Origin of the sequence: Mesorhizobium sp. NPDC059025 (genome assembly GCF_042739655.1) — a bacterium.
GTDB lineage: Bacteria > Pseudomonadota > Alphaproteobacteria > Rhizobiales > Rhizobiaceae > Mesorhizobium.
The window spans coordinates 213,247-225,561 of the sequence record NZ_JBHYIM010000010.1 but is presented as its reverse complement, the minus strand read 5'-3'; the positions used below and the strand labels follow the sequence as shown (position 1 = coordinate 225,561).

Below are 12,315 nucleotides of genomic sequence, written 5' to 3'. Positions count from 1 at the left end.
CCTCAGGATGAGGGGCGTCGTGCCTTTCGAGCGAAAATTCTGGAACGTCTCAGATATTGAGCGCCGTTTCACCCCACGCCCCTCATCCTGAGGTGCTCGCGAAGCGAGCCTCGAAGGACGCACCTCTGTTCGCGATCTCCCCGGTCGAACAAGGATGAGGACTGTTGTGCAAGGGTCGTCTATTTTGAAGCGCGGGGGGAGTGGCCCGCACCTCCCTCATCCTGAGCAATTGCAAAAGCCGAAACGCGCCTAGCCGATCTCGTCACGCATGCCGAACCGGCGGCAGACGACGGGGTCGATGAAGCTGTCGATGGCGCTGATGCGGCCGTCGGCGACGCTGAGCAGCACGACGCCGCCCGGCCGGAAACGGTCGTCGCCGGCCTGCCTGATGTAGCAGGCGAAGCCGGGCTGGCCGTTGCCGCGCAGCGGCTCCAGCCGCCAGGGCGTCTGGAATACGCGCTCGGCGAAGAATTGTTCGACGAATGCGCGGCCATCGAACCAGGCCGGCAGCGGCGGCATGGTGAAGCGGACATCGTCGGTCAAAAGCTCGATCATGGCGGCGATGTCGCGGCTTTCCCAGGCGGACACGAAGGCCTGCAGCAGCCGTTCGAGCCCTTGCGGGTCGACGGGTTTCTTCTCGCCGATGTCGGTCCTGGCCCGCATCGTCTGCCGCGAGCGCTGCAAGGCGCTGTTGGCCGAGGCGACGCTGGTGCCAAGCATGTCGGCGGTCTCGGCGGCCGAGTAGCCCAGCACTTCGCGCAGCAAGAGCACGGCGCGCTGCAGGCCGGGCAGGTGCTGCAGCATGGCAACGAAGCCGAGCCCGATGGATTCGCGTCGCAGCAGGATCGCTGCCGGATCGTCATCGTCCGCCAGTTCGCCATCCGGCAGCGGTTCCAGCCACACGGCTCCCTCGATCGGCTCGCCCAGTTCCGCCGTTGTCCGAAGCGGTGCGGCGCGGTCGCCCGACCTCAGGCGCCTTGGGCGCTTGGCAATCATGCGCAGGCAGATGCGGGTGGCGATGCTGGTCAGCCATGTGCCGAGCGAACTGCGGCCCTCGAAGGACCCCAGGCCACGCCATGCCCCCAGCAGTGTTTCCTGCAGCGCATCGTCGGCATCGAAGGGCGAGCCGAGCATGCGGTAGCAATGCGTGTGCAGTCGCCTGCGGAAGGGCTTCACCAACTGGTCGAAGGCCGATGTGTCACCGGCCTTTGCCTGCCGGAGCCATTCGCTTTCGGGTTCGGCTGGTTTCTGGACACTCATCTGGTGCATGGGGAGAACCGTGAATGGGAGGGCCGCCGCCCGGCACCTTAAAACGGCACACGTGCTTGCACAAAGTGCTGCCGATTTCTTCCGCCCGGATCAACGGCACGACTTCGCAGCCGCAAGCGCGTTGCCGCGGGCAGGCTGCGGCAGGTTCCCGATCCGCTGCACGGCGGCGTAGAACCTCGGATAGTCGCCGGAGCAGAGATCGAACAGGCGCAGGAATGCCGGCACCTGTTCGCCATAGACGGCGGTGGCGGCGAGCTTGGCGTTGTTGATCGGCGCCTTGAACCAGCCGTCATAGCCCCGGTATCCCGCCCAGCGCCTGTCGCGCATCAGCCTGTAGCGCGCCCGCAGCGTCTCGATCGTCGCGGCCTTGGCCGCCGCCTTCTGTTCGGGCGTTCGCGCGCTTTGATAGACCTGCTGCAATTCCTCGCGGGTCGTCGCCAGAAGGCCGAGGAAATCGGCCCGGCGCCGGCGGTCGGCTTCGTAACGGCGCAGCCCGGCGAGATTGCCTCCGGCGCGCAGCCATTTGCGCACCCCGCTGGTTTCGACCGCCACGGCGAAGGCCTCGTTGAAGGCGGAATCGCCTTTCACATAAAGGCGCTGATGCGCCAGCTCGTGGAAGATCAGGCTGGCCAGGAAGGTGTCGTCCGGACCCAGCATGGTCGAGAGCAGCGGGTCGCTCGACCAGCCGAGCGTCGAATAGGCGGTGACGCCGGTGACATGGACGTCGAACCCTTCCTTCTGCAGTGCGACGGCGTTTTCCGCCGCTTCCTTGCGGTCGAAATAGCCGCGATACGGCACGCAGCCGAACACCGGAAAACACCAGGTTCGTGGTGTCAGCGAGAACTGCGGCGCCGCGAACACCGCCCAGGTCACCGCCTCGCGGCCGATGTCGACATAGCTGCGGTAGCTGCTGTTGTCGGGCAGCGCCAGCGCCTCCGTCGCATAGCGCCGGATCGCGCTGGCCGATTGCAGCTTGGCGCGCAGCGCCCCGGGCGTCGCCGGGTCCTTGATCAGTGTCCCGACGTTTTTCCGCGCGGCCATGATCTGCACATGGCCCTCGAGCGACTTCGCATAATAGGAGATGCTGGTGCAGCCGGCCACACCGGACGCCATGACCGCCGCCACGAGCAAACGAAAAACACGCTTCACCGGCTGCCCCGCCCTGTTCCACCGGCACGGTCTCAACAGGCGCGGCGATTTTCGTCAAGGCCTGCAAGGGTCAACTTAACAGGAACCCAGCGCTAGCCCTCGCGTTCGACCTGCAGCGACGTTGCACGCGGGCGGCGGGCGAGGGCGACCAGCGAAGGGCGGTGCCGCCCGCACATGGAGGAACTGCAGATGAACATCGCACCACAACTGGCCTTCGCCGGCGTGTGTCGGCAGGCGTTCGAATTCTATGCCCGGCTGATGGGCGGGGTGATCACGGAGATGAACACGTTCGGCGCCAATGAAGACAAGGCGCTGCCGCCGGGATCGACGGCCGCTGCCGCCGACCAGGTCCGCTTCGCCGAGCTCAGCCTCGGCAAATCCACACTCAGGGGCAACGACGTGCCGGCCGAACAGCACAGGCCGATGCAGGGCTTCAACGTCTCCCTGCACATCGAAGGCGCCGATGAGGCACGCCGCATCTTCGAAGCGCTGGGCGAAGGCGGCACTGTGACGACGCCGCTGGCCGAGGTCGACTGGGCCGAGCGGTTCGGCATGGTCACCGACAGGTTCGGCGTGCCCTGGCTGGTGCTGGCGGCGAAGGGCTGATCGGGAAACCGTCCGGAATGACGGAGTTCCCGTTTGCGCCAAACTGTCCAGAGCGTCCTTCCCAGCGCCACGCCGGGCACACCCGGCGCGGCGGAGGGCAAGCACTACACCACGATGAAATCCGCGCTGGTCAGCGCGAGGCCGGCTTCGAGCACGGCGAAGTCGGTGAAGCCGCCGGCGGCGTCGCCATTGGCATCGTAGGTCAGGTGGCCGGTGGCCGGGTCGTAGATGATGCGGTCGTTCGCGTCATGCGCCGCCACGCCGACATGGAAGGCGGTCTCGTCGAGTGCGCCCGGCGCGCCAAGCGCGGTGAAGACGGCATTGTCCAGCCAGATCGTGTCGTCGGTTACCGAAAAGTCGGCGATCCTGTCGACATTCGACCCGGGGTTGAGCGCGCTGTCGAACACGAATGTGTCGTTGCCGTCGCCGCCGACCAGCGTGTCATTGCCGAAGCCGCCGGCCAGCGTGTCGTCGCCGGCGCGGCCATCCAGCCTGTTGGCGCCGGTGTTGCCGGTCACGACATTGTCGAGATCATTGCCGCTGCCGTTCAGATTGCCGCTGCCGGTCAACGTCAGGTTCTCGATGTCGCCCTTGAAGATCGTCGTGTTCGAGAGCGAGACGGACAGGCTCGATTTCACGGTGTCGATGCCGTTGGGAGGGATGCCGCCATCATCGGCTTCGTCGACGCGGTCGTCGGCGCTGTCGATGACATAGGTGTCGTTGCCGGTACCGCCCCACAGCTTGTCGCCGCCGGCGCCGCCGTCGAGCACATCATTGCCGTTCCCGCCATAGAGCCGGTCGCGTCCGCTACCGCCGTCCAGCGTGTCGTCGCCGGCTTCCCCGGAGAGAAAATCATTGCCGCCGCCGCCACGCAGCACATTGGCGGCGGTGCTGCCGACCATGGAATCGTCGAAGGCCGAGCCGTCGACATTCTCGATGCCCACATAGGTATCCTGGGCCCTGTCGGGGTAATATTGCGGATCGCCGACGCCGCGTCCCAGTTCGAGATCGAGCGTTATGTAGCCGGGGGCATCGGCGTAGCTCACCGTGTCGTTGCCGTCGCCGCCGTCGAGCACGTCGCCGCCAAGACCCGCATGCAACGTGTCGTTGCCGGTGCCGCCATGAAGCTCGTCGCGCCCTGCATCTCCCGACAGGGTGTCATTGCCTTCGTCGCCCCAGAGCTGGTCGTCGCCGTCGCCGCCTTTGATGCTGTCGTCGCCGCGAAAGCCGAAAAGACGGTCCTTGCCGCCGAAACCGAGGATCTGGTCGGTGCCGTTGCTACCGTAGAGCTGATCGTCTTTTTCAGTACCGGGAATATAGGCCATGGTGGATCTCATCTCCGTGACAAGCCCCATAGCCCTGCGGCGCTTGCTGCACGCCAGACACCTCGGCGGGCCCGTTGCCGTCCCATGGCCTGCCGGAGCGCATGCGCTCCCTTCGGTATCGGAGCGATGGTGGCATACGGAACTTGACCATTTTATGACCCGGTGCGGCCTTAGCCGTCCCGCCTGCCGCAGATCCGGTTGGGCGAATGGATGTTCAAAAGCCGGCTATCTGTTTGCGTTATCCGGCATAAAGGCGTTATTGGCTTGCCGACTTGCAGACGATGCGGAGAGAAATCATGCTGGGCTGGTTCAGGCGGCTGTTGCCGCGCGAAGACCGTTTCTTCGACCTGTTCGAACAGCATTCCCGCACCGTCGTCGGCGGCGCGGAAGCCTTGCAGCAGCTGCTGCAAGGCAAGGATGTCGAGCGCTGGTGCAAGGAGATCGTCGAGCTCGAAAACCAGGCCGACGCGATCACCGCGGAAGTGCTGCTGGCGGTGCGCCGCTCCTTCATCACGCCGTTCGACCGCGGCGACATCAAGGACCTGATCCAGTCGATGGATGACGCCATCGACATGATGCACAAGACCGTCAAGACGGTGAAGCTGTTCGAGAAGCGCGAATTCGACCCGCTGATGCAGGAGATGGGCGTCGTCATCGTCGAGGCGGCCAGGCTGGTCGCGGAGGCGATCCCGCTGCTCAACAATATCGGCACCCACGCGACACGGCTCAACGCCATCGCCGAGCAGGTGATGCGCGTCGAGGGCCGCGCCGACGACCTGCATGAGCAGGGCTTGAAGGATCTCTTCCGCCGCCACGGCAAGACCGATCCGATGGCCTACATGATCGGCTCCGAGATCTACGGCGAGCTCGAGAAGGTGGTCGACCGTTTCGAGGACGTCGCCAACGAGATCAGCGGCATCGTCATCGAGAACGTCTGAGCGACATGGACCCGACCATCGCCTTCCCGATCCTGGTCGCGCTGATCGGCGTCGCGCTGTTCTTCGATTTCCTGAACGGCCTGCACGATGCCGCAAACTCCATCGCCACGATCGTTTCGACCCGGGTGCTGCGGCCACAATATGCCGTGCTGTGGGCGGCCTTCTTCAACTTCATCGCCTTCACGGTCTTCGGCCTGCATGTCGCCGAGACCATCGGCAAGGGCATCGTCAATGCCGACATCGTCACGCCGGGCGTGATCTTCGCGGCGCTCACCGGGGCAATCGTCTGGAACATCGTCACCTGGCTCGCCGGCATCCCGTCCAGCTCCTCGCATGCGCTGATCGGCGGGCTGGTCGGCGCCGGTCTCGCCAAAACCGGCTTCAGTGCCATCGTCTGGAGCGGCCTTTTGAAGACGGTGGCGGCGATCGTGCTGTCGCCGCTCACCGGCTTCGTGCTGGCGCTCGTCCTTGTGCTGATCGTGTCCTGGGTGTGCGTGCGCCAGACGCCGTTCGCCGTCGACAGTTCCTTCCGCGTCCTGCAGTTCTTCTCTGCTTCGCTCTATTCGCTCGGCCATGGCGGCAACGATGCGCAGAAGACCATGGGCATCATCGCGGTGCTGCTCTATTCGCAGGGCATGCTCGGCGACACATTCTACGTGCCGTTCTGGGTGGTCATCACCTGCCAGAGCGCGCTGGCCATCGGCACGCTGTTCGGCGGCTGGCGCATCGTGCACACGATGGGCTCCAAGATCACCAGGCTCAATCCCATGCAGGGCTTCTGCGCCGAAACCGGCGGCGCCATCACCCTGTTCGCGGCGACCTGGCTCGGCATTCCGGTCTCGACCACGCACACCATTACCGGCGCGATCATCGGCGTCGGGGCGGCGCGCCGCGTTTCGGCCGTGCGCTGGGGCATTGCCGGCAATATCGTCATCGCCTGGGTGGTGACCTTGCCGGCCACCGCCGCGATCGCCGCCCTGACCTACCTGGCGCTCAGCCTGTTCTAGCCGGAAAACCCCTCGGATACCCTGAAAAATGCGGAAGGGCAGGTTGCCCTTATTCGGCTCGGTTGCCCCTGGCTCAACCGCGCGGGAATTTCGTTCACATTGACTGCCGGCCCCGATTGTCGGTCCATGGGCGGCATCGTCCTGCCGTGGCAGGCGAAATGGCAGCGGGTACCGGCGCGCGCAACGCCCCAGGGAGGCAGAATGTCCGAACGGCAATTCAGGCGTCTGTTCACGCCGGTCACCTTGCGCGGCAACACCCTGCGTAACCGCATCGTCTTTGGCGCGCACACCGCCAACATGGCCGTGGAGGGCCTGCCGACCCGGCAGCATGTCGGCTACTATGCCGAGCGCGCCATCGGCGGCGCCGGCATGATCGTGGTCGAGCCGATGCCCGTGCATCGGGCGGCGGTGTTGACCCGCGGCAATTTCCGGCCATCCGATGACGGTGTGGTCCCGCATTTCCGCAAGGTGACGGAGGCGATCAGGGGCAATGGCGCCGTCGCCATCCAGCAACTCTACCATGTCGGCCAGCACGCCGATGCCGACAACTCCTTCCATGCCGGCTGGTCGCCGTCGGGCCTGCCGAGCTACCACGATTCCGACGGTTCGCACCGCATGACCGAAACCGATATCGAGGAGACGATCGACGGCTTCGTCCAGGCCGCGCGGCGCTGCCGCGAGGCCGGCTTCGACGGGGTCGAGGTCTGGGCCGCCTATCATTCGATGCTCGACCAGTTCTGGACGCCGTGGTCGAACCGCCGCGACGATGCCTGGGGCGGCAGCCTCGAGAACCGCACCCGCATGAGCCGCGAGGTAATGAGCCGCATCCGACGTGTTTGCGGCGACGATTTCATCGTCGGCCTTGCCATCAATGACGACCCGGATGTCGAGGTGGCGCTGTCGCGCGAGGCGCTGGCCGAGATCATCGACCGGCACGACCGCGATCACCTGATGGACTATGTGACCTGCGGCTCGGGCAGCTATTTCGACTTCTACAAGATCATGCCGACCTTCCTCTATCCGGAAAAGCTCGGCGCCGATCTGGCGGCGGTGCTGAAATCCACCGTGCGCCATGCCCTGGTGACAGCCGAGAGCCACATCCGCACGCCTGAGAATGCCGAGAGTGTGCTCAGCGAGGATCGCGCCGATCTCGTCTCCATCGTGCGCGGCCAGATCGCCGACCCGCACCTCGCCAACAAGGCAGCCGCCGGTCAGGCCGAGGACATTCGCGGCTGCCTGTCCTGCAACCAGATGTGCTGGGGCCGGCGCTCGCGCGACTACTGGATCAGCTGTGTCATCAATCCGTCGGCCGGCCGCGAATGGGAGTGGGGCGGCGACCGGTTCACGCCGGCGCCGAAGCCGAAGCGTGTGCTTGTCGTCGGCGGGGGTCCGGCCGGGCTGGAAGCCGCGCGCGTGGCGGCCGAGCGCGGCCACCGGGTGGCGCTCGCGGAAGCGTCGGACCGGCTTGGCGGGCAGTTTCGGCTTGCCGGCATGCAGCCGCGCCGCGCCCAGATCATCGATCTGATCGACTGGTACCAGCGCCAGCTCGCAAAGCTCCAGGTCGATATCCGCTACGGCCAGTATGTCGAGGCCGACGATGTCGCGCGCGAAGGTGTCGACCACGTCATCGTCGCGACCGGCTCGCAGCCGCCGGATGGCGCGTTCCAGCGGGCGCTGCCGCAGTTCGACGCGATCCCCGGCGCGGGCGCCGTGCTTTCGGCGGAGGCCGTGATGGCGCGTGAGGCAAGGCCGGGCAAGCGGGTGATCGTGCTCGATGATGGCGGCAACTGGAAAGGCTGCGGCACGGCTTGGCGGCTAGCCGAGGATGGCCACGCGGTGACGCTGGTGACACCCGATCCGCTCGTTGGCAAGGAATTGCAGCGCATGGCTGCCGACGCACCACTGCGGCGCGCGCTGGCGAGACTTGACGTGCGCTTCCTGACCGAGAGCGCCGTCGTCCACTGGGATGGCAAGACGGCCGCGATCGCATCGCTGCTCACCGGCACCAGGCAGGAGCATCCGGCGGACTCGCTCGTCTTTGCCGGCACCAACAGGGCAGAGGACGGCCTCGCCGTCGAACTCCAGGCCCGCGGCATTGTCTTCACGACGATCGGCGACTGCAGTGCGCCACGGCAGGCTGCCTATGCCATCCATGACGGGCGCAAGGCCGCACTCGGCCTGTAGGGCTTCGGCGGCTCCGCCGGTTTCCGACGGACCTGTGATCCGGTGGCGGCCCGTACCGTCAGGATGCGCGTCGATCGGCGCCAGCCAGCGTGATCTCGACCATCGCGCTCATGCCGGCGATCAGCCTCTTCGTTGCGCAGCTGCTGGGTGAAGTACAATCCCGAACCCGCGATTTTTGCGGTTATGGATAGAGATAATATTTCGACCAGTCCTCTTTCAGGATCTTGTCGCCGATCCGGTACTTGAAGTTCAGCACTTCCATGTGATCGGGCGCCGTCTCGCATTTGAACTTCAGCCGGTACCACTCGCCACGGCTGCGGAAGGCCGCGACCTTGCTCTTGATCGAGTCGTCGGTCATTTCCGGCTGGCCGAAGGCATAAGCGACGACGCGGTCGGCCTTGTAGTGCGGATCGTCATGCGTGATGCGGTCGAGCACCTCCGCGTCGCAGCGCTGCTCCAGCCGCGTCTGCGGATCGAGCTTCAGGAGCCCGGCTTTCAGGCGGTTGTCGAGGGCGTGGGCGGTTGAACTCGCCGTCAGGAGCGCGAGCACGGTGAGCAAAGCTGTTCTCATGGCACGGGAAGCCACCATATTTTCGCCGGCTGATCAACCCGTCGTGACGTCGCTCGTCCGCGCGGGGGACAACGGCACCCTTGTCCAGCTTACGGTTCCCCGATTTCGATCGTGGAGAAAAGCGGGTCGATCTCGGTCTTGCCCGACAGTACGTAACGGCCCTTTTCATAGACAAGTTCGAACCGTGCGGCCTTTCCCGGCCGTTCGTCGCTCACGCAATCGTCGCCTTTTCGTGTCGAGGTGGCGAGGGTCTCCGTCTGCTCCACCTTGAGCGCTCGGTAGCGCGCGTCTGTCTTCGGGCCGGGCGTGATGGTGCGCTTCGTCGTGGTGAATTCACCCTCGCAATTGCCGTTGTTTTCGCCAAGCCCGTGCTCGACGATCAGCCCGTCCAGCACGCGCTCGATGCGGCCCTTGTCGAATGTGTAGAGCCACAGCGCCTGTTCCTCATAGGGGTTGACGCGCGAACTGCCGGATTGGACGGTGCGCAGACCGAAGGCGCGTTGGCCGTCTGCAACATCATAGCGGGCCGTGTCGAGGCTCATGTCGCCGAAGCGGATGGCGTCGGAGAAGGCCATGCCGGGCTCCATGCGCCTGGCCAGCGGCTTGCCGGCGCGGGTGGTGACGAGGATCTCGACATCGCCCTTGTTGGAGCCCTCGTCGGCTGGTTTTGCCTCGAGCAGCGGCACGGCGGCCAGCATCAGTTCCGGCCGCCAGGGCCACGCCTTGCAGACCACGCCGTCGAGCTGGATCGCGCGCTGGAAGTCGCCGCCGTCGACCAGCAGGCCGTTGTCGCCCTGCCTGGCCTTCGGATAGGCCTGGGCAAGCAGCGCATCCGTGATGGCGCATTCGGCGAGCGCCGGGGCGGGCAGCATCAAGACGAAGGCGGCGAGGGCTGGTTTCATGGCGCGGTGTTCCGGCAGGACGGTTCGATGTCGATACACGAAATCGATCGCCGGGCGTAGGACTGTTGCAGCGGGGTGACCGGAGCGTGTCGCAATCCACGCAGGAACGATGGCGGCGGCGGTTCAGGCCAGCCCCTACGCCGTCCGCTGCCGCTTCGGTTCCTCGAACAGGGCGCGGATGCGTTCCGCCGGGGCGGGGCGGCCGATGTGGTAGCCCTGGGCGTGGTCGATGTCGAGCTTGCGCAGCAACTCCAGTTGCTCCTCGCTCTCCACGCCTTCGACCAGGATCTTCGGGCCGCGGTTCCTCAGCAGGCCGACGATGTCGCGGAACATCGCGCGGCCGCGCGGCGTCACGCAGTCGTGCAGGAAGGAGCGGTCAATCTTGACCGTGTCGAAGTCGATCAGCCGCAGCCAGGACAGGCCGGCAAAGCCGGTGCCGAAATCGTCGAGCCAGACCTTGATGCCGAGCAGCTTGAGGTCGCTGATGCAGCGAAGCACATCGGAATGCATCTCCATCTCCAGCCCCTCGGTGATCTCCAGCGCGAGGCGATCGCCGGTCACCCCGGCTTCGCCGAGCGCGGCGGCCACGGAAGCGGCGAAACCCGGCGCCTTGAGCTGCACCGGGGAGACGTTGACGCTGATGGTGCGGATGTGCTCGCTCGACATCAGTTCGCGGCAGGCCGTGCGGATCGCCCAGCGGCCAAGTTCCAGGATCATGCCGGTGCGCTCCGCCACCGGGATGAACAGGCTGGGCGGCACCGCCGTCCCGTCCGGCATGGTCAGGCGCATCAGCGCCTCCATCGCCTCGATCCTGCCGCTGCGCATGTTGGCGATCGGCTGGAACACCAGCGAAACCAGGTCGCGTTCGATGGCGATCTTCAGAAGCGCCGCGACATTCTCGCTTTCGTCGCTGGTCTGCGGATCGTTGGGGTCGAACAGATGCACGCAGTTACGCCCGTCGGCCTTGGCGAGATACAGCGCCCGGTCGGCTTCCTGGATGATCTTCTCGAGCTTGGTGCCGGCCTCGTCGCGGGTGAAGGCCGCGCCGATCGACACCGTCACCACCTGGGTGCCGTCGCGGCGCTCGTTATGGGTGATCGCCAGCGCTTCCACCTCGCTGCGGATCTCCTCGGCAAGCGCGATGACCTCCTCGTGTTTTTTCGCCTGCGCCAGCACGATGAATTCTTCGCCGCCGTAACGGCCGATCGAGGCGCTGCGCCGCTCGACCAGGTGGCGCAGGCTGTCGGCGACCTCCATCAGGCAGCGGTCGCCCTTCTGGTGGCCGTAATAGTCGTTGAAGCGCTTGAAGAAGTCGACGTCGATGAGCAGCACCGCGAAGGTGGCGCCATGGCGCTGCCAGTTGCTCCACAGGTCGCGCAGCCGCTCGTCGACCGCGCGGCGGTTTTCCAGGCCCGTCAGCGGATCGGTGCGCGACAGCTTGAGCAGCGCCTTGCCGCGCTCGGTGGCTTCCCGGTGCTGGTTGCGCGCCTCCAGCGCGTTCAGGAAGACGTTGTAGCGTTCGCGGTTCAGCTTCCAGTTGATGTAGGAGGTGAAGACGAAGCAGGAGATGTAGAAGGCGCCGAAAACCAGCTTGTAGGTCAGCGTCGACGGCACAAAATAGTTCACGGCATAGAGGATCAGCAGGATGATCGTCGACGTGACGACGGAAAAGCTGAACTGGAATGTGAAGAACAGGTTGGCGCTCATCATGAAGATGGTGCCGAAGACCATGTAGTACGAAACGCTTTCATGATTGCTGCTGGCCGCGGTCGGCAGCAGCCAGCCGAGATAGCCGAGGATGATCGCGCCGGCGCAGGTGATGTCCAGCCATTTCGTGGCGGCACCGAAGCGCAGCAGGGTCTCCAGCGTCACAAGCGCGGTCGCACCGACGGCGAAGCGCGCGGCGATGGTGTAGGCCGCGACGTCCGGCACCAGCAGAATGTCAGTGGCGGCGAACAGTAGGTAGATGATGACGGCGATGTAGAGCCCCGGCCGGGCCGCCATGCGGCGCGCAGCCTGGGATTCCTCATGGAATTGCGCGCGCAGGCTGTTGGCGTCCGGCGCGGCCTGCGCCTGGATGGCCGGCTCCACCGGCGCAAGTTCAGCCACTGCCGACATTGCATAGTTGCTCATCGCCGAGAGACCTCTCAGGAAGGGCTTTTGTAAGCCGTTTGTTGCTTCCGGCCTCAACGCAGAACAACTCCAACGTGCGCGGGCGATCTTGGCGCCTCGCAGACAATGCGGCCTAAGGCCACAAGGTTGGGTTAATCATCCACGGATTCTGAAACGAAATGCCCTGGCGCAATCGAATTCGGTAAATTGTGCGTTAACGATAACATTAGAATGCCACCCAGCGTGCTTTGC

Annotated in this window: 10 protein-coding genes; 4 read left to right on the top strand and 6 right to left on the bottom strand. The window is 65.4% G+C overall.

The features are described from left to right. Positions 1 to 249: 249 nt before the first annotated feature. Positions 250 to 1,269 carry an RNA polymerase subunit sigma-70 gene (locus ACFWYE_RS23050; protein WP_379114566.1) on the bottom strand — a complete coding sequence of 340 codons (1,020 nt, stop codon included), beginning with the start codon at positions 1,267 to 1,269 and terminating at the stop codon, positions 250 to 252. A 90-nt stretch (positions 1,270 to 1,359) separates the two neighbouring features. Beyond that, entirely contained in the window at positions 1,360 to 2,418 is a 1,059-nt protein-coding gene (locus tag ACFWYE_RS23045; RefSeq protein ID WP_379063313.1) for an aminopeptidase, read from the bottom strand. Between the two features lie 189 nt (positions 2,419 to 2,607). Between ACFWYE_RS23045 and ACFWYE_RS23040 the strand changes: the two genes are divergently transcribed. Next, positions 2,608 to 3,024 (top strand): VOC family protein, encoded by a 417-nt coding sequence (locus ACFWYE_RS23040; protein ID WP_379114564.1) that lies wholly within the window; start codon positions 2,608 to 2,610, stop codon positions 3,022 to 3,024. Positions 3,025 to 3,128: 104 nt separating this feature from the next. Here ACFWYE_RS23040 and ACFWYE_RS23035 read toward each other — a convergent pair whose 3' ends face one another. Further along, positions 3,129 to 4,349, bottom strand: coding sequence for a calcium-binding protein (locus ACFWYE_RS23035; RefSeq protein ID WP_379114562.1), 1,221 nt, complete (start codon positions 4,347 to 4,349; stop codon positions 3,129 to 3,131). A 296-nt stretch (positions 4,350 to 4,645) separates the two neighbouring features. Between ACFWYE_RS23035 and ACFWYE_RS23030 the strand changes: the two genes are divergently transcribed. The 3 genes from ACFWYE_RS23030 to ACFWYE_RS23020 all read left to right on the top strand — a co-directional run bounded on the left by ACFWYE_RS23030 (position 4,646) and on the right by ACFWYE_RS23020 (position 8,478). Next, the gene (locus ACFWYE_RS23030) at positions 4,646 to 5,287 is read left to right on the top strand and encodes a DUF47 domain-containing protein (RefSeq protein WP_144378042.1); all 642 of its coding nucleotides are present in this window, start codon (positions 4,646 to 4,648) and stop codon (positions 5,285 to 5,287) included. Positions 5,288 to 5,292: 5 nt separating this feature from the next. Beyond that, positions 5,293 to 6,294 carry an inorganic phosphate transporter gene (locus ACFWYE_RS23025; RefSeq protein WP_144378043.1) on the top strand — a complete coding sequence of 334 codons (1,002 nt, stop codon included), beginning with the start codon at positions 5,293 to 5,295 and terminating at the stop codon, positions 6,292 to 6,294. Positions 6,295 to 6,495: 201 nt separating this feature from the next. Continuing rightward, positions 6,496 to 8,478 (top strand): FAD-dependent oxidoreductase, encoded by a 1,983-nt coding sequence (locus tag ACFWYE_RS23020; protein ID WP_379114560.1) that lies wholly within the window; start codon positions 6,496 to 6,498, stop codon positions 8,476 to 8,478. 181 nt (positions 8,479 to 8,659) lie between these two features. Here ACFWYE_RS23020 and ACFWYE_RS23015 read toward each other — a convergent pair whose 3' ends face one another. From ACFWYE_RS23015 to ACFWYE_RS23005, 3 genes are all read right to left on the bottom strand, one after another. Beyond that, positions 8,660 to 9,049: a DUF930 domain-containing protein gene (locus tag ACFWYE_RS23015; protein ID WP_379063305.1), complete on the bottom strand. Its 390-nt coding sequence runs from the start codon at positions 9,047 to 9,049 to the stop codon at positions 8,660 to 8,662. An 89-nt stretch (positions 9,050 to 9,138) separates the two neighbouring features. Further along, positions 9,139 to 9,951 (bottom strand): hypothetical protein, encoded by an 813-nt coding sequence (locus ACFWYE_RS23010; protein ID WP_379114558.1) that lies wholly within the window; start codon positions 9,949 to 9,951, stop codon positions 9,139 to 9,141. A 135-nt stretch (positions 9,952 to 10,086) separates the two neighbouring features. Next, positions 10,087 to 12,084 carry a putative bifunctional diguanylate cyclase/phosphodiesterase gene (locus ACFWYE_RS23005; protein ID WP_379114556.1) on the bottom strand — a complete coding sequence of 666 codons (1,998 nt, stop codon included), beginning with the start codon at positions 12,082 to 12,084 and terminating at the stop codon, positions 10,087 to 10,089. Between the last annotated feature and the right edge of the window lie 231 nt (positions 12,085 to 12,315).

Bases quoted from the DNA above. Each gene is read 5' to 3' on its own strand.
- ACFWYE_RS23050 (WP_379114566.1), bottom strand. From the start codon at position 1,269: ATGCACCAGATGAGTGTCCAGAAACCAGCCGAACCCGAAAGCGAATGG.
- ACFWYE_RS23040 (WP_379114564.1), top strand. From the start codon at position 2,608: ATGAACATCGCACCACAACTGGCCTTCGCCGGCGTGTGTCGGCAGGCG.
- ACFWYE_RS23035 (WP_379114562.1), bottom strand. From the start codon at position 4,349: ATGGCCTATATTCCCGGTACTGAAAAAGACGATCAGCTCTACGGTAGC.
- ACFWYE_RS23030 (WP_144378042.1), top strand. From the start codon at position 4,646: ATGCTGGGCTGGTTCAGGCGGCTGTTGCCGCGCGAAGACCGTTTCTTC.
- ACFWYE_RS23025 (WP_144378043.1), top strand. From the start codon at position 5,293: ATGGACCCGACCATCGCCTTCCCGATCCTGGTCGCGCTGATCGGCGTC.
- ACFWYE_RS23020 (WP_379114560.1), top strand. From the start codon at position 6,496: ATGTCCGAACGGCAATTCAGGCGTCTGTTCACGCCGGTCACCTTGCGC.
- ACFWYE_RS23015 (WP_379063305.1), bottom strand. From the start codon at position 9,049: ATGAGAACAGCTTTGCTCACCGTGCTCGCGCTCCTGACGGCGAGTTCA.
- ACFWYE_RS23010 (WP_379114558.1), bottom strand. From the start codon at position 9,951: ATGAAACCAGCCCTCGCCGCCTTCGTCTTGATGCTGCCCGCCCCGGCG.
- ACFWYE_RS23005 (WP_379114556.1), bottom strand. From the start codon at position 12,084: ATGAGCAACTATGCAATGTCGGCAGTGGCTGAACTTGCGCCGGTGGAG.